The 20,976-nt window shown below is 46.3% G+C and carries 21 protein-coding genes; 9 read left to right on the forward strand and 12 right to left on the reverse strand.

Annotated elements, in window-relative coordinates:
* The first annotated feature begins 14 nt into the window (after window positions 1–14).
* Together NC99_RS10005 and dgt are read left to right on the forward strand one after the other, a co-directional pair.
* Entirely contained in the window at window positions 15–728 is a 714-nt protein-coding gene (locus NC99_RS10005; protein ID WP_162231195.1) for a M48 family metallopeptidase, read from the forward strand.
* 39 nt (window positions 729–767) lie between these two features.
* A complete protein-coding gene (gene dgt, locus NC99_RS10010) occupies window positions 768–2,105 on the forward strand; it encodes a dGTP triphosphohydrolase (RefSeq protein WP_239684431.1) in 1,338 nt (445 codons plus the stop codon).
* Here dgt and NC99_RS10015 read toward each other — a convergent pair.
* Together NC99_RS10015 and NC99_RS10020 are read right to left on the reverse strand one after the other, a co-directional pair.
* Window positions 2,102–2,701 (reverse strand): 3-keto-disaccharide hydrolase, encoded by a 600-nt coding sequence (locus NC99_RS10015; RefSeq protein ID WP_082326413.1) that lies wholly within the window; start codon window positions 2,699–2,701, stop codon window positions 2,102–2,104. The genes dgt and NC99_RS10015 overlap by 4 nt on opposite strands.
* Before the next feature lie 29 nt (window positions 2,702–2,730).
* A complete protein-coding gene (locus tag NC99_RS10020; protein ID WP_157624758.1) occupies window positions 2,731–3,387 on the reverse strand; it encodes a hypothetical protein in 657 nt (218 codons plus the stop codon).
* Window positions 3,388–3,621: 234 nt separating this feature from the next.
* Between NC99_RS10020 and NC99_RS10025 the strand changes: the two genes are divergently transcribed.
* Complete coding sequence (locus NC99_RS10025) at window positions 3,622–4,776, forward strand: carboxypeptidase-like regulatory domain-containing protein (protein ID WP_157624759.1); 1,155 nt, start codon at window positions 3,622–3,624, stop codon at window positions 4,774–4,776.
* Window positions 4,777–4,990: 214 nt separating this feature from the next.
* Here NC99_RS10025 and NC99_RS10030 read toward each other — a convergent pair whose 3' ends face one another.
* From NC99_RS10030 to pgeF, 4 genes are all read right to left on the reverse strand, one after another.
* Entirely contained in the window at window positions 4,991–6,274 is a 1,284-nt protein-coding gene (locus NC99_RS10030) for an efflux RND transporter periplasmic adaptor subunit (RefSeq protein WP_053183165.1), read from the reverse strand.
* A gap of 164 nt (window positions 6,275–6,438) precedes the next feature.
* Entirely contained in the window at window positions 6,439–7,686 is a 1,248-nt protein-coding gene (locus tag NC99_RS10035) for an aspartate kinase (RefSeq protein ID WP_053183168.1), read from the reverse strand.
* Window positions 7,687–7,868: 182 nt separating this feature from the next.
* On the reverse strand, window positions 7,869–8,573 hold the full coding sequence (locus tag NC99_RS10040; RefSeq protein ID WP_053183248.1) for a queuosine precursor transporter: 705 nt from the start codon (window positions 8,571–8,573) through the stop codon (window positions 7,869–7,871).
* A 71-nt stretch (window positions 8,574–8,644) separates the two neighbouring features.
* Entirely contained in the window at window positions 8,645–9,415 is a 771-nt protein-coding gene (gene pgeF / locus NC99_RS10045; protein ID WP_053183172.1) for a peptidoglycan editing factor PgeF, read from the reverse strand.
* A 166-nt stretch (window positions 9,416–9,581) separates the two neighbouring features.
* Between pgeF and NC99_RS10050 the strand changes: the two genes are divergently transcribed.
* Together NC99_RS10050 and NC99_RS10055 are read left to right on the forward strand one after the other, a co-directional pair.
* Complete coding sequence (locus tag NC99_RS10050) at window positions 9,582–10,280, forward strand: basic secretory protein-like protein (RefSeq protein ID WP_053183175.1); 699 nt, start codon at window positions 9,582–9,584, stop codon at window positions 10,278–10,280.
* A 118-nt stretch (window positions 10,281–10,398) separates the two neighbouring features.
* Window positions 10,399–10,935, forward strand: a complete 537-nt coding sequence (locus NC99_RS10055; protein ID WP_053183178.1) for an ORF6N domain-containing protein — start codon at window positions 10,399–10,401, stop codon at window positions 10,933–10,935.
* A gap of 118 nt (window positions 10,936–11,053) precedes the next feature.
* On the opposite strand, the gene NC99_RS10060 is transcribed toward NC99_RS10055, so the two are convergent.
* Window positions 11,054–11,728 carry a Crp/Fnr family transcriptional regulator gene (locus NC99_RS10060; RefSeq protein WP_053183181.1) on the reverse strand — a complete coding sequence of 225 codons (675 nt, stop codon included), beginning with the start codon at window positions 11,726–11,728 and terminating at the stop codon, window positions 11,054–11,056.
* A gap of 80 nt (window positions 11,729–11,808) precedes the next feature.
* On the opposite strand from NC99_RS10060, the gene NC99_RS10065 reads away from it, so the two are divergent.
* Window positions 11,809–12,699, forward strand: coding sequence for an ATP-binding protein (locus tag NC99_RS10065; protein WP_053183184.1), 891 nt, complete (start codon window positions 11,809–11,811; stop codon window positions 12,697–12,699).
* 258 nt (window positions 12,700–12,957) lie between these two features.
* On the forward strand, window positions 12,958–14,622 hold the full coding sequence (gene hcp, locus NC99_RS10070; protein WP_053183187.1) for a hydroxylamine reductase: 1,665 nt from the start codon (window positions 12,958–12,960) through the stop codon (window positions 14,620–14,622).
* Between the two features lie 345 nt (window positions 14,623–14,967).
* Here the strand turns inward: hcp and NC99_RS10075 are convergent, their stop codons facing one another.
* Both NC99_RS10075 and NC99_RS10080 read right to left on the reverse strand, forming a co-directional pair.
* Window positions 14,968–15,639 (reverse strand): hypothetical protein, encoded by a 672-nt coding sequence (locus NC99_RS10075; protein WP_053183190.1) that lies wholly within the window; start codon window positions 15,637–15,639, stop codon window positions 14,968–14,970.
* Window positions 15,640–15,895: 256 nt separating this feature from the next.
* Window positions 15,896–18,154 carry a nitric-oxide reductase large subunit gene (locus NC99_RS10080; protein ID WP_053183193.1) on the reverse strand — a complete coding sequence of 753 codons (2,259 nt, stop codon included), beginning with the start codon at window positions 18,152–18,154 and terminating at the stop codon, window positions 15,896–15,898.
* Window positions 18,155–18,304: 150 nt separating this feature from the next.
* On the opposite strand from NC99_RS10080, the gene ric reads away from it, so the two are divergent.
* Entirely contained in the window at window positions 18,305–19,030 is a 726-nt protein-coding gene (ric, locus tag NC99_RS10085; protein ID WP_162231196.1) for an iron-sulfur cluster repair di-iron protein, read from the forward strand.
* A 22-nt stretch (window positions 19,031–19,052) separates the two neighbouring features.
* Window positions 19,053–19,493, forward strand: coding sequence for an RrF2 family transcriptional regulator (locus NC99_RS10090; protein ID WP_053183201.1), 441 nt, complete (start codon window positions 19,053–19,055; stop codon window positions 19,491–19,493).
* Between the two features lie 57 nt (window positions 19,494–19,550).
* Here NC99_RS10090 and NC99_RS10095 read toward each other — a convergent pair whose 3' ends face one another.
* Genes NC99_RS10095 through NC99_RS10105 form a run of 3 tightly spaced genes read right to left on the reverse strand, consistent with a single transcriptional unit; the run spans window position 19,551 to window position 20,916 of the window.
* Entirely contained in the window at window positions 19,551–20,255 is a 705-nt protein-coding gene (locus tag NC99_RS10095; RefSeq protein ID WP_053183204.1) for an aromatic aminobenezylarsenical efflux permease ArsG family transporter, read from the reverse strand.
* The gene (locus tag NC99_RS10100) at window positions 20,255–20,668 is read right to left on the reverse strand and encodes a nitrophenyl compound nitroreductase subunit ArsF family protein (RefSeq protein ID WP_053183206.1); all 414 of its coding nucleotides are present in this window, start codon (window positions 20,666–20,668) and stop codon (window positions 20,255–20,257) included. Before NC99_RS10100 ends, NC99_RS10095 begins: the two co-directional genes overlap by 1 nt.
* Window positions 20,665–20,916, reverse strand: a complete 252-nt coding sequence (locus NC99_RS10105) for a thioredoxin family protein (RefSeq protein WP_239684432.1) — start codon at window positions 20,914–20,916, stop codon at window positions 20,665–20,667. Before NC99_RS10105 ends, NC99_RS10100 begins: the two co-directional genes overlap by 4 nt.
* Window positions 20,917–20,976 lie beyond the last annotated feature (60 nt).

Raw genomic sequence — 20,976 nt, forward strand, 5'->3', positions numbered from 1 at the left:
AATTATCCATGTTTATGAAGGCTGAAAAAGTGATCGATGTTGAACCTGTCGGACAGGTTATTTTAGTTAGAAATGAACGCTCCCGCTATTTTCGGTTACGGGTAAAACCGAATGGACATGCCCATGTTTCCATGCCAGTTTTGGCTTCAGAATCCAAAGCGATTGAATTTGTGAAATCGAAAACGGATTGGATACAAGAACAACAACAGAAGTTGAAAACTGGTTTAACTGTTTTTGGACAAGATAGCGCTTTTCGAACAAAGTTTCACCAGCTAAAAATCGTCAAAGTAAAACAGGCCAAAGTATCCAACCTCATTGGAAATGGAATCATCCAAATCAACATTCCTGAAAAATACGACCACCAACATCCATCTATTCAGCAATTTATACGAAGAACCCTCACTGAAGTCATGCGCTACGAAGCGAAGGCATATCTGCCATTCCGCCTAAAAGAGCTGGCCGACAAGCACCAGTTTCAATTTGAAAAAGTATTTGTAAAACATGTAAAAAGTCGCTGGGGCAGCTGCTCACACACCAACAATATCAACCTGAATGTGCATCTCATGCGCTTACCTGAGCCTTTAATCGACTATGTAATCCTGCATGAACTGGCACATACGAAAGAGAAAAATCACAGCAAAAGCTTCTGGGATTTGCTGGAATTGGTTTGCCCGGGTTCGAAGAAACTCGACAAAGAGCTAAAAAACTACCATGTTGATGTGTTTTGAACAGAATCACCGCTCAACTGCTTATTTAATTAAAAAGGAATGATGAACTGGACAGAATTAATTTCAAGTAGACGATTGGGCACCAAACCTGCCTTAAAACAAACAGAACTATATAACCGAACGCAGTTTCAGCGCGATTACGACCGGATGATCTTCTCCTCTCCTTTTCGGCGCATGCAAAACAAAACACAGGTATTTCCGCTTCCGGGAAGCATTTTTGTACACAACCGGCTCACGCACAGTCTTGAAGTAGCCAGCGTTGGCCGATCGCTCGGAAATATTCTTTCTGAAAAACTACAAGATTCGGGCGAAAGCAATCCGCTGATCACCGAGCTGGGGGCAGTCGTTTCGGCGGCCTGTCTGGCGCACGACATGGGCAATCCACCCTTTGGACATGCTGGCGAAGAAGCGATTTCAAGTTATTTCAGAAACGGGAAAGGCCAAAACCTGCAACTGGTTTTACAGCCTGAAGAATGGAATGATTTTGTATTTTTTGATGGCAATGCCAATGCTTTCCGCTTGCTTAGTCACCAGTTTAACGGACGACGAGCCGGAGGTTTCGCACTAACATACACCACTTTGGCCAGCATTGTAAAATACCCGTTCGAATCGGTAGGAATCAAAAAGTCGAAGTTTGGTTTTTTTCAATCAGAGAAAAACATCTACCAGGAAATCGCGCTCGAACTCAACATCAAACAACTTGACAGCGAACCGTTGAGATTTGCAAGGTATCCCTTGGTCTTTTTGGTTGAAGCGGCCGACGACATTTGCTACCAGCTCATGGATTTGGAAGACGCACACAAACTGGGAATTCTGACTTATGAGCAAACAAAAGCGCTTTTTCTGAACTTTTACGACCCGAAAGCCGACGCGGATCTACTGGCCAGAATTGAAGATACCTTTCGTGAGGTTCTGGATCATAATGAGCGCATTGCGTATCTGCGTGCAGGCGTAATAAACAAATTGGTACATGAATGTATGGCGGTGTTTGAAGACAAGCGGGAAGAGATTATGAACGGTACTTTTCAAAAATCATTGATCAGCCAGGTGCAGGGCCTTTCAAAAATTGCCATGAACGAAATTGAAGCCCTTTCAATCGAAAAAATCTACAAACACCGCTCGGTTGTCGAAGTGGAAATCTCGGGCCACCAAATTATTGGCACATTGCTCGAATCGCTTATTGAAGCCATTCTGGCGCCCGATCAGGGGTATGCCAAACGGCTCATTTCGCTCATGCCAGTCCAATACCGCGGCGACCACCAAACAACCTATGAAAAAGTTCAGTCGGTGATCGATTTTGTATCGGGCATGACCGATCTGTATGCCTTGGATTTGTTCCGAAAAATTAAAGGGATCAACCTGCCATCGCTTGGCTAAAGCTCGCGAAGCGTCAGGTTTCGCCAGCGAACTTTTATGCCGCCGCCATCATGAATTTGCAGGGCAATACTTCCTTTGCCTTCCGCAATTTTGGCGTCAGTCATATCGCACATTTCGTGTCCGTTCAGCCAGGTAATTACATGGTCACCCTCAAGACGAATCTTCATTTTATTCCATTCTCCCATTTTCAGAAAGCCTTCCTTTTCATCCGGAATCTGGCAGATCCAGCCACGGCCATACGACTCGTAAATACCTCCTGAATCATGGTTTGGCGGGGCTACTTCAACCTGCCAGCCACTAACCTTTGTTCCTTCAAAAGTTGAGCGGAAGAAAATGCCGCTGTTGCCATTGGCTTCCTGCTTGAATTCCACTTCCAGCTCAAAATCGTCGTACCATTTTTCAGTTGACAGGTACCCATAGGCTTTGTCGGGTCCGCTTTCACAAATCAATTCTCCATCTTCGACATACCATTTCTCCGTGCCGTGGATTTTCCAGCCATCCAGATTTTTGCCATTAAACAACTCAATCAGGTCGTTTTGTGCCGACAAGGTTCCGGCCAACAACAGGAAAACCAACAAATACGTTACTTTCTTCATTATTTTAAAGCTTTTGTGTTTGAACCCACCTATTTGCCCAACTCACTTTTCAGCAAATTGACGTTGTTTCGCAATTGTTCAATGGTTTCATCTTTCGATTGCATTTCAACTTTCAACTTCTGCACGTCCGCTTTTACCGACGCTAATTGTGCTGATAATTGCTCAATGGTTGCATCCTTTTTGTCCAGCTGCGACTCGAGCGTGGTGTTTGCTTCGCGCTGGCGGTTCAGGTCAAACCGAAGCTCCGTCAAATCGCCATTCAGCTTTTTTACCTGCGCCGAAAGACTTTGCTTTTCCTGTTGCAACGACCCGATTTCCTGCTTGTAGCTTTCCATCTGCTGGCTATACTGCCGCTTTTCGAACTCGAAGGCGTAAATCTTTTCTTCAATGTTGGCATCTTTTTCTTGCACATTAGTCGACAGTGCGTTGATTTCGCCTTTCAAGTCACTGATTAGCTGATCTTTTTTGGCATTGCTGCCCATCAATTCGGTTTTGGTTTGCTCGTAATCGGCAATCAGGCGCTCAATCCGGTCCGATTTGGCATTGGTTTCATCGGTCAAGTCGCGCACCCGTTGTTCGGCTCTTAATTTAGACGATTCCATGTCGAGGTATTTCTTTTTCGACACACAAGAGGAAAATAAAATGGACACACAGGCAATCCATATAACAAGTCTGCTTGTTTTCATTTTTGAATCTTTTTTCATTTGATGAGAAATCCAAAGTAATTCAATCCTAACTGTTTGTAAAATCAGGCCAATTTACCTTCAGATTTATTTCTTTTTAAACAATTTTTTCGTTGATTGGTCATTCAGGATAAATAACGCTGACAGCATAAATATGTTATTCAATTTGTACTTTTAAATTTGTTCCGACGTTATAAGCTAAAAATAGGAAAAACTCTGAGCCAAAAAAACGACATCATGAGAAATCTACTAATATCTTTCATCCTTCTGTTTAGTTTGCCGGCAATGGCACAAATTCAAACCCTGAAAGGACGGGTGATTGACTCGGCAACGCAAGCCGGTATAGCCTACACCAACATTGGCGTGGAGGGCACGTTCTACGGAACAGCCAGCGACGCACAGGGATTTTTCGAGCTAAAAATACCCGATGAGTATAAAAACGAGCAGCTCTTCTTTTCGGCTGTTGGCTACCAAAACCAGATGCTTAACATTTCGGATTTGCTGAAGCAGGATTTTCATAAAATTGCGCTTGTCGAACAAACTTATAATATTGAGGATGTTGACATTGCCGCGCAATCGCGGGTTTTGTTCCGAATTTTAAAAACGGCTGCTAAAAATATTCCGGCCAATTTTCACCAGGGCCCGCTGGGTGTGAAATTCTATTACGAAGAAGTGAGCCATCCAAACAATGACTCCACCGGGCAACGAAGAGAAGCTGTTGTTGAATTGTATGACGAAACCGGCTACGGCTCACCGTCCATTACGGACGCATTTAACAAGCGGAATTATCAGTTCAGTGAAGTGAAGAAAAACTTTGAATCCTACTCCATTCCATCCGCAAAAACCGGATTTGACGAGTTACTTGAAATGGACATTGCCCGTTTATCGAATGGCATTTTGAATGAAGAATTATTGAACAACTTCGACCTAAAACTTGAAAATATCAGTCCGTTTAACGGCGATTCTGTTTGGATCATTTCTTACAAAACCATAAAAGCCGACCTGGCACATACGGGCGATTATTACGCCACGCAGCTGGATGGGAAGATTTATATCAGTCAAAATAATTATGAAATTCTTCGGAATGAATGTGTGGTTGAATCCAGCCGGAATCATCCGCACAACCGATCGCTGGCTACGGAACGTCAAGACCAAAGCCAGGTGAGCTACCATTATACCGCCGTGTATCAGCAACAAAACGGCAAATATTTCCTAAGCTACTTGGATTGCGACAAAACCTATGTTGATGCCAGCAACCAGCAAACCACCTACAGCCGAAAGGCTAGTGCACTGGGATTTACTACAAGTCCAGCAATAATTAGCGGAAAAGATTATTTTGAAGACGAAGCTTTTGTAGAAAGCTTTTGGAACAGCTTTGAGCGCCCGGAATAAACCCCGAGCGAAAGGAAACACGACGCTTAAGCCTTGATGCTCCGAGGCAGAATCGATCGGAAAATAGTCATTCAATGTTCATTTCACAGTCATGAACTTGTCGTGACACAAGAAATGACTACCAAATGACAACGATTGACAGCCACAACAGGAGAATGGTCGAACAATCAATTTATTTACACAACCGCCAGCAAGTGTCGGTCGGCGGCGAATTCTATTCTTTGGCGTCAAACAGTTCCTTTTCATCCACGGCTTTCACTTGCAGGCTGTCTTTCAGGGTTCGGCTCACGATGTTGTAGGGACCGGTAATGACTTCATCGCTATCGTTGACCCCTTTCAAAATTTCGATGCTCATGTTATCCTGAATTCCGGTTTGCACCTGCCGTTTTCGGGCCAGTCCGTTTTCCAGTACAAAAATCACTTCTTCCTTTTCAGCCTGTGAATTTTCATCGCCAGCCTCACTGTTTTCGCCAACAAGCCTCGTGGTAACCGCCTGAATCGGCACGGCGATGACGCCTTCGCGGGTTTCTGTCTGAATATCAACCGTAGCCGACATACCCGGGCGGAAAGGGTAGATTTTCATGGACGAACTGTCAATCAGATCGCCATAAGAGTCACTTAGCAACAAGACTTTCACATCGAAATTAGTTACTTGATCTGTCGAAGTGCCCACCGTATTGGCTGAGTTGGCAATTTCAGTAACGATCCCCTTGAACTTCCGCTTCAAATAAGCATCAACCTCAACCAAGGTGGTATCGCCTTTTGACACCTTCACAATATCATTTTCGTTCACCTCAACTTTCACTTCCATACGATCGAGGTTGGCCACCACCATCATCTCCGTCCCGGCGTACATGTTGGTTCCAACCACACGCTCGCCTTTCTCCACATTCAACTTCGACACAATTCCATTCATGGGCGCATAAATCTTGGTTTTCACCAACTGCTCTTCGGCCTCGGCAACCGACGCTTCGGCCGACTTAACAGCAAACTCTGCGGCCCGAACTTCAGCTGCAGCCACCTTATAGCTAGCCTGCGCTGTTTCGAAGTCAGACTGTGGAACCGCTTGCTGTTCATACAGTGTTTTGGTGCGATTAAATGCCAGCTCACGCTCAATCATTTGTGCCTCGGTTTGTGCCAAACGGGCTTTCGATGAATTTAAGGCAGCCTCGGCCCGATTCAGGGTCTGAATGTAAATATCGGGTTTGATGACCACCAGCAACTGTCCTTGTTTCACCTCATCACCTTCCTGAATATCCATGTCGATAATTTCGCCCGAAACATCGGGGCTGATCTTCACTTCGGTTTCAGGCTGCACCTTTCCGTTGGCCGTTATCAGCTCGGTGATGGTCTTACTTTCAACCGTTTGCGTGGTCACTTTCACCTCAAAATCTTTACCGAGCCATCCTTGTTTTTTACCAACAACTAGTAAAATAATGATGACAACCAGAAAAATGAGTAAATACGGAAGCAGCTTATTCTTTTTTGATTTCGCCATGATGGAATTGTTTGGTCGATTTTTGATGCGAATTTTTGGTTGCTTAAAATTACACTATTTTAATAACTTATGACAAGCAAAACGGTTGATTTTCAATTTTATTCAATTCATTCGTGCAAGACCCAAGCAACCATCTGAATCCCGGATAAAAGTCCGGCACAGGCTTATTTCAGCACCAAGCGCGCTGTCCGTCTGCTTTTCTGTTCCAAAAAGAGCTGTCGGCCTGCTTTCATTTTGCCCAATGCATCGTCATTGTAAAACCGGATGGTCGCCAAAATCAAACCGGTATTGTACAGCACATCAAACTCCTTGCGCAGCTCAACAATCAGCGATTCAAGCCCAACTTCGGGCTCGTCAATGCACAATGAAAGATCGATGGCCGACTGCTGAATCAGGTTGACTTTGATGCGCCGTTGCTTAAACAAACCGAACACCTCGGAAAGTTGATCAATGCCAATAAAAGAAAAGTCAGACGGCGACAGGGTGATCAAAGCCTGATTCTTTTTCAGAATGTAAACCGGCACCAAATCCAACTGGTGCCCTACATCATGAATCATGGTTCCGGCTTGGTCGGGAAAATCAAACGGACGTACCAACAACGGGATTCGCTTGTTGCGCAATGGCTTAATGGTTTTCGGGTGAATGACTTTGGCTCCGGAATAGGCCAACTCAATAGCTTCCTTGTACGACAGTTCTTCCAGCTTGACGGTGTCGGGAAAATCAACCGGATCGGCATTCAGCACGCCGGGCACGTTTTTCCAGATGGTCACACTTTCGGCATTCAGCAAATTACCCAAAATAGCGGCGGTAAAATCAGAACCTTCGCGCCCCAGCGTAGTGGTTTGGTTGGTCGTGGTTGAGCCGATAAAACCTTGCGTAACATACAAGTCAGCATCCTGAAAATTAAAACTGTTGTTGATCAGCATTTCCGACCACTTGTAATCGACAATGGCTTCGCGGTGGGTTTCATCTGTTCGTAAACTTTGGCGAATATCCATCCAACGGTTTTTCAGACCTCGCTGATTCAGAAAAGCTGAAACTATGGCCGTTGAAATTAATTCGCCGTAACAAACAAGCTGATCGTACTCATAATCGAAATTCAGCGAAGGACTACCAGACAGGCGTTTTTTTAATTTTGAAAACAAGCGGTTCACCAACTCCAAATCGGAGTCTTCGAGATTGAGGCCAGTGATAATTCCAGCATGATAATCTTTAATTCTCTGAAAAATTTCACCAGTCCCTTTTCCCCGGTTAAAATAACTTTTGACCAAGGTTTCCAACTCGTTCGTGGTACTGCCCATGGCCGAAACCACAATCACTTTCTTATCAGGAAAAAGTTCAATGATGGATGCTACATTCTGAATAGCGCTTGCCGAGCTTACAGAGGCCCCGCCAAATTTAAATATCTTCATAAATTCAATTTTTCTTGAATTGGTATTGATGCCAAATTAAGCCGATTTGGTTGATCAATAAACCAACATTTATCAGGCTTCTTTTCTATTTTCACCTAAAAATAATGAAATGAATGATATCAGAATAAACTTTCGGCGGCTATTCAAAAAAAACAAGGAATGATCTGGACTTTTCCGTCCTCTTACGACATCAGAAAGTTTCCTCTTTTATGAATCTTTCTTGCCCAGTACACAAAGGGCGTATCAGCCGCTGCAACCGCCCATTTCAGCAGGTAGGTGGTGATGAAAATCTCCCAAAGTACACCCGTTTCAAAAACGCCCCAAAAGGCGATCAGGGTAAATACAACGCTGTCCAACAATTGCGAAACCATGGTACTTAAGTTGTTGCGCAACCACAGCTGTCCCGGTGACGAAAAGCGCTTCTTCCAGAAATGAAAGGCCCAAATGTCGTGTCGCTGCGAAACCAGGTAAGCTGTGAGGCTGGCAATGGCGATGCGCGGCATCAACTCAAAAATGGTACTGAGCGACTCGTGGGTGGTGGCAGCAAACTCATCGCCTTGCAGCGGAAGAAAGTATAGGGCCAGGTTCATCAATAAAGCCATGGAAATCAGGCTAAAAAAACCAATCCAAACGGCTTTCTTCGCATCTTCCTTTCCGTAGTTTTCCGACAAAATATCGGTTACTAAAAATGAAGTGGCATAAACAATGTTGCCCAAAGTAGCCACCAATCCGAACAGCTCAATGGTTTGAATAACCTGGATGTTGGCCACAATGACGGAGATCGGGATCCACATGATCAATCCCCATTTTCCAAAAAACTTATAGGCAGCAATAATTAACAGGAAATTAGCCAGCAGCATGGCCAGCCATAACAATTCGTTGTGCATTTTTTTAATTTTTTTAGCGCAGGGTGATGCCACCTGCCAGGTTCATAAAAATTCTCGGCGCAAATATATACTTATTTCTGCAACATCAAACCACTCACCATTCTTCCGGTATTGATTCCGTCGCGCCGGGCCGAATAGAAAAGCTCTTCGTGCGAATAGGAGCAAAATCCCAGCACCTCAATCTGCTCATCAGGAACCCCGGCGGAAATGAGCAGGCTTTTGTTGGCTTCCCACAAATCGAAGTATGCTTTCCCCTCAACAACCGAGGGTTTCAACAATTCGCGGTGATTGTCAAAGCTTTCCCGAACGGCCTGAATCACCTCGTCACCAACTTCGTAGGCATGTAAATGAATAGATGGCCCAATGCCCACAACCAGGTCTTCGGGCATCGAATCAAAATGAAGCTGCATGGCATGCACTGTTTTGCTGACGATTTGACTTGCCGTTCCACGCCAACCCGCATGAACGGCTGCAATTACCTGCTGCACCGGATCGTAGAGCAAAATGGGGACACAATCGGCTGTTTGAACACAAATACAAAGGCCGGACTGGCTGGTAATCAGCGCATCCGTATCGGGCAAGTCGCCCGAAATGGGCCCAGTTACAATCTCAATCTTGCTGCCGTGTACCTGCCGCGGAAAAACCAACTGGGCTGGTTTTATCTTTAAAGCCTGTGCCAGTTCGTTCCGGTAGGGTTGATAGACTTCGGACCGATCACCCGTAAACCGCGCCAGACCATCACCTCCCCAGCCCAGCCTGGTTGATGTAAACTGAACCAATCCAGGCACCTCCAGCCCTTTAAATTGGTAAAACATTTTTCCTTGAACTTCAACCTTTTTCATACGTCTGATTCTCCCTAAAAACTCAACACGATTTTGAATCGGGGGTTCACTTGCAAACGCTATTTAGAATCGAAATCGGCCGTCAAGCCAATAAAATCCAATCCGAGATGAGTACTTTCACCCACAAAGTAGTATTACTTTCATAACAACTAAACGAAAACCATACATGAAGACATCAATGATTAAACTGATTCTGTTCTTTCTGCTCATCATTCCTTTCAGTGTATATGCTCAGTCGACCACGGAAAACGGTTATCTTGAAAAAGATTCCATCACCCAAAAGGGATTCACGCTCATTTATATCAACAAGTCGGAATCGTTCGATCCGGCAGTGGGACAAAAACTGAAAGACACCTTTTTCAAAGTTTACCCGCCGATGGTCAAAAAATACAATAAGAAATCGGCCCGAAAAGTCACTTTCCTGATTGACCCGGCCTACGACGGGGTCGCCGCAACCTCATCCGATCGTGTCATTTACAATCCCGATTGGTTCCGAAGAAACCCCAATGATATTGATGTGGTCACGCACGAGGTGATGCACATTGTGCAGGCATATGGACGAACCCCCGGGCCCTGGTGGGTGACTGAAGGGATTGCCGATTATGTGCGCTATGAATTTGGCGTTGCCAATGCCGAGGGCAACTGGTCGCTCCCCGATGTGAACGAAAAACAGAACTACGACAACTCCTACCGGGTAACCGCCCGCTTTTTTGCCTGGATTGTCAAGAATAAGGACAAAAAGTTTATTGAGAAGATGGACAAGGCGATGCGCGACCACCAATATACTGACGAGATTTGGGTAAAACTGACCGGAAAAAATCCAGCTGATTTATGGAAAGAGTACCTTACCAATCCTGAGATTTAGTTCGAAAAAAATAACCAACTAAAGGTAAAATTGTCGCGCATTAAAATTGGGGCTTTATACAGGGTTTGATTTGAAAATAGTTCGTAAATTACTCACTGCGAAATCAATCAACCTGCATATGAACCAGTCGATCTCTGCCGTAGAAGAAAAAATTGTCAACAAAATCTACTTCATCCGAAATAAAAAAGTGATGATTGACCGCGATTTGGCGGAACTGTATGGCGTTGAAACAAGAGTGTTGAATCAAGCGGTTAAACGCAACTGCTCTCGCTTTCCCGAAGATTTCATGTTTCAACTAACAAAACCCGAATTTGAAAATTGGAAATCACAAATTGTGATATCCAATTCTGAAAAGATGGGTTTACGAAAAGCACCTCTGGCTTTTACGGAGCAAGGTATTGCCATGCTCTCCAGCGTTCTGAACAGCGATCAGGCCATACAGGTCAACATTCAGATTATGCGGATTTTTACGAAAGTGCGCGAAATGCTGGCCGACACCATGAGTCTCCGGCTGGAGATTGAGGAAATCAAGAAGAAGCTCGGCAACCACGACAAAAACATCGAGCTGGTATTTAGCTACCTGGACGAACTAATCAGCCAAAAGGAAAACCGAACAGAACGACGAAAAATCGGCTATAAACAATCCGGATCGTAGGAATAAACTTCCGTCAATTCAACCGTCCGCGGAACCCGGTTCTGCAATCCATCGGACGAAGCGCTTCACGGTGACTAAAATATTTGCCAACTGGGACTGATCACTGACAACTCCGCCCTCAACCTTTCAGCAACTCATTCATCTTTTGTTTATCCAGAATTCGAACCGAACGGCGTTGCACTTCAATCAGGCCTTCGTGATCCAGCTCACCCATGGCCCGGGCCAGCGAAGGGCGGGTCACGCCAAAAAACTCCGCCAGTTGGGCTTGCGACAAGGGCAGCTCCACCACCGCCAGCCGGTCACCAGCCAGGTCGAGCAAGTAGTGCGCAATCTTTTGCCTGATGGTTTTAAACGACAAAAACTTGATACGCTGCGACAAAAACTGGGCCCGCGAAGAAATCGAATTCAGGTAGTTGGTCAGGATTCGCGAATCTTGCTGCAACAGTTTCAAAAATTCCGGTTTGCTGATGCTCAGCAGGCTCACCTGCTCGTTAGCAATCACCGTCACCGGAAAACGGTTGTTTTTTCCAAACAGGAAAGCGGCCGCCAGGGGGCGTGGCGCTTCAATATCTTCAATCTTGATGGTTTTCCCGGTATAGTCGGCCATTTCGCCTTTCACACTTCCTTCGAGCACAATAAACAGCCGGTTGCATTCATCACCGGCATGCACCACCAGCTCATTCTTCTGAAAACCTTTCACCTGGTAATGCACTTGTTGCATAATTTCAAAAAGCCGTTCGGCCGAAATCCCCATAAAAACGGGCGACTTGGCCAGTAATTCAAAATCAAGCATAAAAATTCGGAGTTTGTAACATTTGATACATCCCTAAAAACAGGGGGCAGCTACTTTTGTTGCATCAAATTTAGGAAAAGATGATTAGAGAAATCGTAAAAATAGATGAAGACTTGTGTGACGGATGCGGATTGTGTATCCCGAATTGTCACGAAGGAGCATTACAGATTATTGATGGAAAAGCACGCTTGATTAGTGAATTGATGTGTGATGGATTGGGCGCTTGCCTCGGCCATTGTCCGCAGGGAGCCATTGAAATTGAAAAGCGCGAGGCCGAAGAATATGATGAAGTAACGGTTATCAAGCAGATGATTCCTAAAGGCCAAAATCTGCTGATTGCACACCTGAAACATTTGAAAGATCATGGTGAAACCGGTTTTTTGCAAGAAGCCGTGCGCTACCTGAAAGCCAACGAAGACGAACTGCCGGTTGATGTATCAGCAATTATCAGCGAGGTACACAACAGCAAGCCCGAAGGGCAAAAAGAATCCGGATGTGCCTCAGGCGGATGTCCGGGATCAGCGCCGGTGAGCTTCGAAAGACCAGCGTTTGTGATGGCACCTCAGGCTGCGGCAGCGCCGGCCGGACAATCGGAACTGCAGCAGTGGCCCGTGCAAATGCACCTGATCAACCCCGCAGCAGGCTACTTCATGGGAGCAGACCTGCTGGTAGCCGCCGACTGTGCCGCATTTGCCCACGGAAGTTTTCACGACACCTTCATTAAAGGCAAAAAACTGGTCATTGCCTGCCCCAAACTAGACCAGGGCAAAGAAATTTATGTAGAAAAATTGGTTCGCTTGATTGACGAGTCTAAAGTCAATACCATCACGGTGGTGATCATGGAAGTCCCTTGCTGCGGAGGTTTATCGCAATTGGTGCAAATCGCCATCGACCGGGCCAGCCGTAAAGTACCGGTAAAAGAAATTGTTGTTGGAATCAGAGGGGATGTTTTAGCAGAAGATTGGGTTTAAGGAGAGGTAGCCGGGAACACCGATTCCCGGCTTTTTTTAGTCACCCCAAAATCAAAAAAAAACAATAGTGGTTTGTTACAACGATGCCTCAAACAGTGGCTCGAGTCATCCTGAACTTGTTTCAGGAACTGTCGGACGAGCAAACCTTTCCTAGGTTGACACAGATTCCGATCCGGCAGTTGCCGGACGGAATGACTTGACAAGCGGCCACCATAAAAACTAAAGAATCATTTAACCAGAAAATAATAGAATTGAGTTATGGAGAATATGTTTTGTTTTCAGTGCCAGGAGGCTTCAAAAGGAATTGGATGTACCATCAAGGGTGTTTGTGGAAAACCGGCCGACGTAGCCAACCTGCAAGATACCTTGCTCTTTGTGCTGAAAGGGATTTCGATTTTGAACAGCGACCTGAAAACGGTTGGAAAAGCCGATAAAAAAGTCAACAAAGCCGTGTTTGATGGTTTGTTCAGTACCATTACCAATGCCAACTTCGACCACACGGCATTTGTCATCCGCATTAAAAAAGCGTTGAAACTGCGCGATGAGCTGAAAGGAAAAGTAGCCGATGCCGGCTTGCTGATCAGCAGCCATGAGTCGGTTCACTGGACCGCCAAAACAGGCGAAGAGTTTGAAGCCAAAGCACAGGAAGTGGGTATCCTCAGCGAAAAGAACGAAGACGTTCGTTCTTTGAAAGAGCTGATTATTTACGGACTGAAAGGCCTGGCAGCCTATGCCGAGCACGCGTACAACCTGGGTCATGAAAAACAGGAAATTTTCGACTTCCTGCAAGAAACCCTGGCCGCCACCACCAAAGACTTGAGCGTGGATGAGTTGGTGAACCTGACCCTGGAAACCGGCAAATTCGGTGTTGATGTGATGGCGCTGCTCGATGCCGCCAACACCAGCTCGTACGGAAATCCGGAAGTCACCAAAGTAAATATCGGTGTGCGTAACAATCCGGCCATCCTCATTTCGGGCCACGACCTGAAAGACATGGAAGACCTGCTGAAACAAACCGAAGGAACCGGCGTGGATGTGTACACCCACAGCGAAATGTTGCCGGCCAACTACTACCCGGCCTTCAAAAAGTACAGCCACCTGGCCGGAAACTACGGCAACGCCTGGTGGAAACAAAAAGAAGAGTTTGAGTCATTCAACGGGCCCATCCTGTTTACCACCAACTGTATTGTTCCGCCGCTGGAAAACGCCAGCTATAAAGACCGCATCTACACCACTGGTGCCAGCGGTTTAACCGGGGCCATCCACATTCCGGATCGCGCGAATGGCGAAATGAAGGACTTCTCCATGATCATTGAGCATGCGAAGAAATGCGCCGCGCCAACCGAAATCGAAAGTGGCGAAATCGTCGGTGGATTCGCTCACAACCAAGTGTTCCAACTGGCCGGACCAATTGTTGAAGCCGTAAAAACCGGAGCCATCCGCAAGTTCTTTGTCATGGCCGGATGCGATGGCCGCATGATGAGCCGCGACTACTACACCGAGTTTGCCGAGAAACTGCCGAAAGACACCGTCATTCTGACCGCGGGTTGCGCCAAATACCGCTACAACAAACTGCCCCTGGGCGACATCAATGGTATTCCACGCGTTATCGACGCCGGACAGTGTAACGACTCCTACTCATTGGCAGTTGTGGCTTTGAAGTTGAAAGAAATCTTTGAATTGGACGATGTAAACGAACTGCCAATCGCCTACAACATTGCCTGGTACGAGCAAAAAGCGGTGATCGTGTTGCTGGCCCTGCTCCACCTGGGTGTGAAAAACATCCACCTGGGGCCAACATTGCCGGCATTCCTCTCGCCCAATGTTGCCAAGGTATTGGTCGAAAACTTCGGCATTGCCGGAATCACCAGCGTTGACGAAGACATGAAACTGTTCCTCGAACCAGTCGAAGAACAAGCATAATATTGGATTGAGTGATTGTGATTTGAGTTGAAGTGTTTGAATTGGGAAGAAAGCAGGGGCATCCGAAAGGGTGCCCCTTTTTCATTGGCTGTCGCGGATTCCGAACCGCGATTAATCTTCGGGCATTGCGACCGTCTTCCCGCGATGTTTTTCGGCGGATCGGAATCCGCCGCACCCAACCTATCCGCTGACTTCTTGTTGATCTGTCCGGCCTAAGCTCCTGAATCAAGCTTTCAGTTTCCTTTTTATCTCCTAAACAGGTAGCTAGAAAACAAAGCACGAAAGAATTCAAACTCTTTGGGCATAGCGCCCCGGGTGTCGCGGATTCCGATCCGCGATTAATCTTCAAATAGCAGTATTCTCGTAATTTCCCGGCCAGTCATTTCGATTCTTAACCAAGCCTCCTAAAACCGGGTTATTCAAGGTATATTCAATCGCATGATACAAATGTCTGTCATCACGGATCGTCTTATCAAAACTCTCTTTCTGCCACAAAGCGCCGGTTCGGCCTTCCAAAGCATTAATTTTTCCAGCAGAAAAGCGCTTCACCGAATACAAAATATCTTCCGAATAAACAGCGTCCCCCCGCTCTGTCTTTTCAAATAGTCGGAATACCCAGTGAACATGGTTGGGCATAATACAAAACGCGTAATTTTCGAGGCGGGCGGAATGCCAAAAATTCAAGGCTTCAATCATCACCATCAGGTTTGCTGGACGGGACAGGTTCACTGTTGCGTGGTTCTCCGTATCGAGTAAATGGTTATAGGCCCGGATGTATTTTCTTCGGATGGTATGATACTCCTTTAGCAAGCTACTCTGGGCAGCATCACCGGGTGTCGCGGATTCCGATCCACGATTGTTTTCGTCCAGCCGGGCTTTTATACTTTCCAGTTTGGCAGAATAGCGTTTCAACGCTTTTGGGGGAACGGCATCCCTCAGACTCCAGGTGACGAAATAAGCCTGCCCCGGTTGCTGAAAATGGGGCAGTATATGTTTGTAATACTCCTTTTTTTTCATGTCCGAAACGGATGATATGAAGAACCAATTTACTGAAAAAATCGGACTCTACGTATAGCGCCCCTGGCTGTCGCGGATTCCGATCTGCGGTTCATTCTCCCAATATCAGAATCCGCAATCCGCAAACGACTTTCGACGGATCGGAACCCGCCGCACCCAACCTATACACTGACTTTTGCCTGCCGCACCCAAATCCCATAAAAAAAGCCACCCCAAACGGAGCGGCTTTTAACCTGTAAATCAACGGCAGCGCATACTACGACGCTTCCGAAGAATCTTTTTCGAACGACCAGCCAAAAGCCAGTCCAAACACATGGTAAACCAAGGCTAAAACACCGAAGGCAAAAATGGTATCGCCAATCACACGCAACCATTTCAAGGTTCCCATAAAGGGTTGTGTCATAAATTCGGCTGACCGCGCATACCACAAGCCATACTTGACACTGGCCCAGGTTTGCGCCAAACCAATCGGCAATACACTGATCATCACCATTAACAACAGACCAATATTAATGGCCCAAAATGCAAACTTGACGTATTTCTCTTTCCAAACTGCCGCCAGGTTCATATCGCGCAATACAAACAACATCAGACCAATTCCGAGGAAACCATACACGCCAAACAAAGCAGTATGTCCGTGAACCGGCGTGGTGTTCAATCCTTGCATGTAGTACAGGGCGATGGGTGGATTGATCAAAAATCCGAAGATCCCGGCCCCGAGGAAGTTCCAGAAAGCCACGGCAATAAAGCAGTAAATTGGCCATTTGTAAGCTTTCACCCAATCGCCCGACCGACTTAAGGTGAGGTTGTGGTAGCCCTCAAAGCCCATCAACACCAGCGGAACCACTTCGAGCGCACTGAATGACGAGCCGAGCGCCAGCACGGCTGTAGGGGTTCCGGTAAAATAGAGGTGATGGAACGTTCCCAGAATACCACCACTCAGGAAAATAATGGTGGAAAACAAGACGGTCACCGTCGCGATTTTCGATCCAATCAGTTGCATCCGCACGAACAGGTAGGCGATAATGACGGTAGCAAACACTTCAAAGAAACCTTCAACCCATAAATGGACAACCCACCAGCGCCAATATTCGGCAATGGCCAGGTTGGTTTGCCGGCCCCACATCAATCCAGCGCCGTAAAATGCGGCAATAGCGATGGAAGCAATCAGGAACATCGTCAGCAAGTGACGGTTTTCGGTTTTTTCGCGCAAAGCCGGCAACAAAGCCCGTCCCATCAAAAATAGCCAAATGAACAAGCCCGCAAAGAGGAAGATCTGCCAAAAGCGACCCAAATCTACATACTCGTAACCTTGGTGTCCAAACCAAAAGTTTTCAACAAAACCCAGTTTCTGCATCACGCCCATCCACTGGCCAGCAAGCGAACCCACCACAATCACCAGCAAAGCGCCAAACAGGACATTCACTCCCAGCGCCTGGTATTTGGGCTCCTTACCCGAAATAGCGGGTGCAAAAAACAAGCCGGTAGCCAGCCAGGAAGTGGCAATCCAGAAAATTCCGATTTGCACATGCCAGGTCCGTGAGACTGAATAGGGCAGCCACTGATCAAGCGGAATGCCGTAGAATGCGCTTCCCTCCACGCCATAGTGTGCGGTAATCACCCCCGCCAAAATCTGAACGAGCATCAAAATGGATACAATCCAAAAATATTTTAAGGTGGCCTTCATGGAAGGGAACAACTTCTGACCGGAAACCGGGTTGACCGCAGGAACTTCCTTGTGCCCTTCTTCATCCTTATTGGAGGCATAATACCATGCCAGCCAACCAATTCCAGCCAGCAGGATGATCACGCTGAATCCGGTCCACAAAATCAAGGCACTCGTAGGCCGATTGCCGACCAATTCTTCGGGCGGCCAGTTGTTGGTGTAGGTAATTTCCTGTCCCGGGCGCTCAGTAACAGTTGCCCAGGTCGCCCAAAAGAAGAACGAATTCATCTGGCTCATGCGGCCCATTTCTTTGATGGTATTTTTAGGAATGGCATAAGCTTCGCGCAAATGTGCTTCCGCCTCTCCATCCATAAATAATCCGGTGTAATGCTTGCCAACTTCGCGAATAGCCTCGGCCCGCAAGTCAGAAATCACCAGATTTCCGGTAGCCGGATCGTAGGTGTTGGTCCGCATTTCCTTTTGAACACGGGCTTCCAGCTGGGCTTGCTGCTCACGCTCCAGGTCATCATAGTCATTTCCAAAATCCCGTTGCCCCCAGTAATTTAGTAGATACATGGCCTCGCGGTGCAGCCAGTCGGCAGTCCAGTCGGGTGCCAAATACGCACCGTGCCCCCAAATGGTGCCAACCTGGTGCCCCCCCATCGATTGCCACACATTTTGGCCATCTTTAATGTCCTGACCATTAAAAACAACGGCCCCCGATTCAGTGACAACCTGATCAGGGATTGGTGGTGCTTCTCGGTAAATCTCATACCCATAATAAAGAAGGACTGCAAACGACAGTACCATGACCGCAGCAAATCCATACCATAACTTCTTTGTACTCATACGATTCTTGTTTAGTAGATAATTAACTCCTTTGATCTTTTATTGCAAATGTAGAAAAAATATTCTAGTTTTGCCGATCAGTGGATGTTTTTATCCACTTTTATTAAAATTCATATTCACAATCGAAAAAATTCAAATAAAATGAGCACCATGATTAAAGTAGAAACACCCGTCGGGGAAATTGCCAAAAACTATTTTCAAACTGTAAAAGTGTTTGATGACTACCAAATTGATTTTTGCTGTGGAGGAAAACAAAGCCTGCAGGAAATCTGTCAGAACAAATCGCTGAACACCGATGAAGTGGTTCAGAAACTGGAAGCGTCGATACAGGAAGCCTCTGATGCTCCACTCTTCGATGCGATGCCTTTAACGGCGCTGGTTGAGTATATTGTGACCACGCATCATGCGTATGTCCGCGAGAACATTCCACTACTTCACAAATTGCTGGACAAGATTGAGGAAGTGCACGGCCCACGTCACCCGGAACTTCTTGCTGTGAATGCACATTTTAAGGAGTCGGCCGGACAATTGACCATGCATATGCAAAAGGAAGAAATTGTTCTCTTTCCCTTGGTTGAAAAGTTAAGCCAGTTGAAAGCTGAAGGCAAAACCATCACAATTTCAGGTGGAGCTTCGGTAGAGCAGCCCATTGCAGCCATGGTTCAGGAGCACGAAAATGAAGGCGCCCGTTTTGAGGAGATTTCGCGCCTGACTCAAAATTATACCGTACCAGAAGATGCCTGCAATACATTCCGTGCCGCCTATGAGACCTTGCAAGCCTTTGAAAAAGATTTGCACCGTCACATACATTTGGAAAACAACATTTTATTTCCAAAGGCAGCCTTGCTGGAACAAGAAGTCGTGAAAAAAAATTAATTTTGCCGGCAAAGAAATAAACATGCTTTCAAAATCTGCAGAATACGCTATTCGTGCACTGGTTTACATTCAGCTGCAAAACTGGGAAGGGAAACGTCCCGGATACCGGGAAATTGCGCGTGAAATCGAGTCGCCCGAACATTTTACAGCCAAAATTTTGCAGATTATGACCCGCTTTAGGTTGATTTATAGCCTAAAAGGACGCAACGGCGGTTTCGCGTTTGACGAGAAGGACGGCCCGCTGGTTCTGTACCGGGTGATTGTTGCCATTGATGGTGAGAAAACATTTACCCGATGCAGTTTCGGGTTTAAGAATTGTGATGGAAACAATAAGTGCCCGCTGCACGACGAGTTCTCCAAAATCCGGAATGATTTCACCCGAATGGTTAACGAAGAAACCATTCAAACCTTGGCCCAAAGAATAAAAGAAGGAGATGCGGTGCTGACACAGACACTGCATTGAGCAGATAGGATCAACAGAGCGGCAGGACAATAAAACCTGCCGCTTTTTTCTTTTCGCTCAAATCAACCACAAACCGACGATTTTCCACAGGCCAAGTCCAATAAACAAGACGGCCACTCCGCGCCGCAGCCAGCGTTCAATATGCTTCAGTCCGTCGAACCAACGGTTTAATCCACTGATGGCAAAGGCGATCAGCACGGCAAACAAAATGACCACCAGACTAGTTCCAAGGGCAAAAAGGATTGGAAGAACTAATCCCGCAGCACTGGCAATCGTCATGGGAATAAGCAAGCCGAAGTACATGACACCACTGTAGGAACAAAAGGCCAGTGCAAACACTGCTCCCAGCAAAAAGTCATGGATGTAGGAGCGATTTCCGCGACGTTCAAGTTTTCGATAAAGCCCTGATAATGATGGGAAACGCATCGGGATCAAATCCAACATGACCAAGCCAATCAACAACAACAGGGGGCCAATTAGTTTTTCGCCGTAGCGCGCCAAGGGACTGGAAATCCGCAACGCATTAGCTCCAAAAAACAAGATCAAGGCAAGTACCGAATAGGAAAAACCACGGCCCAAGGTATAAATCAGCCCGCCAAGCAAAACCTTTATTTTACTGGGAGCATCTTTGCTAATGAAGCCAATGGCTGCCACATTGGTCGTCATAGTGCAGGGCCCCAGCGAGGTGATGATGCCCAGCAAAAAAGCGGACCAAAGCGGGAAAGAGGATTGATCGAATAAGTTGGTAAAATAAGCCTGCATTAGCGTGTATCCAAATTTTCTTCAAGCAACTGTTTAAACTTTTCAGGATTGGGTAAAGCATATAAAAAAGCTTCTTCCGTCATGTTAACCGTTTGCCCATCTTTCAAAATCAACAACGATTTAAAGACCACATCAAACTTCCGGGCAAAATCAGCAACACCGGGATCGTCGAGATTGAACTGGCGAAAAACAAGCCCGCCAGACTCCACCTGCTCCGCATATTTTCCGTTCAATTCACTTTGAATAATTTGTTCGATGGCGTCGCAACTTTCGCAATGCACCGGAGTCCGAAAATAATAAATCCCGGTCTGGCCTTCCTTAGGCAATACCAGTTCATCGCTTTCTATCGTTTGTCGGCTGTTGCATGCTGATAACACGATTATAAAAATAAAGCCTACCGTCAGTCGTTTCATTTAATCGGTTTAAAATTCAGCAAAAAGGTCTTCAATTCCGCATAGGTGGGCAATTGCCCACTCATCACCACTTCGTTGTTAATCACCAGCGCCGGAGTCTGCATGACTCCCAACTTGATAATTTCCATCAAATCTTCCACCTTACAGACCTGCGCGTCCAGGGCCAGTTCAGCCACTGCTTTCCGTGTTCGGTGTTCCAAACCGCGGCATTTCACACAACCCGGTCCAAAAACTTTAATTTCAATCATCCATGTTGATTTTGGGTAAAAGTAATGATTATGCACGAATGCGACTTCACAAAAAGTGTT

The organism is Sunxiuqinia dokdonensis, from assembly GCF_001270965.1.
Taxonomy (GTDB): Bacteria; Bacteroidota; Bacteroidia; order Bacteroidales; family Prolixibacteraceae; genus Sunxiuqinia; species Sunxiuqinia dokdonensis.

What these genes read in the sequence shown, in the direction of transcription:
- NC99_RS10015 (WP_082326413.1), bottom strand. Translation starts at nt 2,701, where the DNA reads ATGAAGAAAGTAACGTATTTGTTGGTTTTCCTGTTGTTGGCCGGAACC.
- NC99_RS10075 (WP_053183190.1), bottom strand. Translation starts at nt 15,639, where the DNA reads ATGAAAAAAAAGGAGTATTACAAACATATACTGCCCCATTTTCAGCAA.
- NC99_RS10105 (WP_239684432.1), bottom strand. Translation starts at nt 20,916, where the DNA reads ATGATTGAAATTAAAGTTTTTGGACCGGGTTGTGTGAAATGCCGCGGT.
- NC99_RS10060 (WP_053183181.1), bottom strand. Translation starts at nt 11,728, where the DNA reads ATGCTTGATTTTGAATTACTGGCCAAGTCGCCCGTTTTTATGGGGATT.
- NC99_RS10065 (WP_053183184.1), top strand. Translation starts at nt 11,809, where the DNA reads ATGATTAGAGAAATCGTAAAAATAGATGAAGACTTGTGTGACGGATGC.
- NC99_RS10020 (WP_157624758.1), bottom strand. Translation starts at nt 3,387, where the DNA reads ATGAAAACAAGCAGACTTGTTATATGGATTGCCTGTGTGTCCATTTTA.
- dgt (WP_239684431.1), top strand. Translation starts at nt 768, where the DNA reads ATGATGAACTGGACAGAATTAATTTCAAGTAGACGATTGGGCACCAAA.
- NC99_RS10035 (WP_053183168.1), bottom strand. Translation starts at nt 7,686, where the DNA reads ATGAAGATATTTAAATTTGGCGGGGCCTCTGTAAGCTCGGCAAGCGCT.
- NC99_RS10055 (WP_053183178.1), top strand. Translation starts at nt 10,399, where the DNA reads ATGAACCAGTCGATCTCTGCCGTAGAAGAAAAAATTGTCAACAAAATC.
- NC99_RS10005 (WP_162231195.1), top strand. Translation starts at nt 15, where the DNA reads ATGAAGGCTGAAAAAGTGATCGATGTTGAACCTGTCGGACAGGTTATT.
- NC99_RS10040 (WP_053183248.1), bottom strand. Translation starts at nt 8,573, where the DNA reads ATGCACAACGAATTGTTATGGCTGGCCATGCTGCTGGCTAATTTCCTG.
- NC99_RS10090 (WP_053183201.1), top strand. Translation starts at nt 19,053, where the DNA reads ATGCTTTCAAAATCTGCAGAATACGCTATTCGTGCACTGGTTTACATT.
- hcp (WP_053183187.1), top strand. Translation starts at nt 12,958, where the DNA reads ATGGAGAATATGTTTTGTTTTCAGTGCCAGGAGGCTTCAAAAGGAATT.
- NC99_RS10050 (WP_053183175.1), top strand. Translation starts at nt 9,582, where the DNA reads ATGAAGACATCAATGATTAAACTGATTCTGTTCTTTCTGCTCATCATT.
- pgeF (WP_053183172.1), bottom strand. Translation starts at nt 9,415, where the DNA reads ATGAAAAAGGTTGAAGTTCAAGGAAAAATGTTTTACCAATTTAAAGGG.
- NC99_RS10025 (WP_157624759.1), top strand. Translation starts at nt 3,622, where the DNA reads ATGAGAAATCTACTAATATCTTTCATCCTTCTGTTTAGTTTGCCGGCA.
- ric (WP_162231196.1), top strand. Translation starts at nt 18,305, where the DNA reads ATGATTAAAGTAGAAACACCCGTCGGGGAAATTGCCAAAAACTATTTT.
- NC99_RS10080 (WP_053183193.1), bottom strand. Translation starts at nt 18,154, where the DNA reads ATGAGTACAAAGAAGTTATGGTATGGATTTGCTGCGGTCATGGTACTG.
- NC99_RS10095 (WP_053183204.1), bottom strand. Translation starts at nt 20,255, where the DNA reads ATGCAGGCTTATTTTACCAACTTATTCGATCAATCCTCTTTCCCGCTT.
- NC99_RS10100 (WP_053183206.1), bottom strand. Translation starts at nt 20,668, where the DNA reads ATGAAACGACTGACGGTAGGCTTTATTTTTATAATCGTGTTATCAGCA.
- NC99_RS10030 (WP_053183165.1), bottom strand. Translation starts at nt 6,274, where the DNA reads ATGGCGAAATCAAAAAAGAATAAGCTGCTTCCGTATTTACTCATTTTT.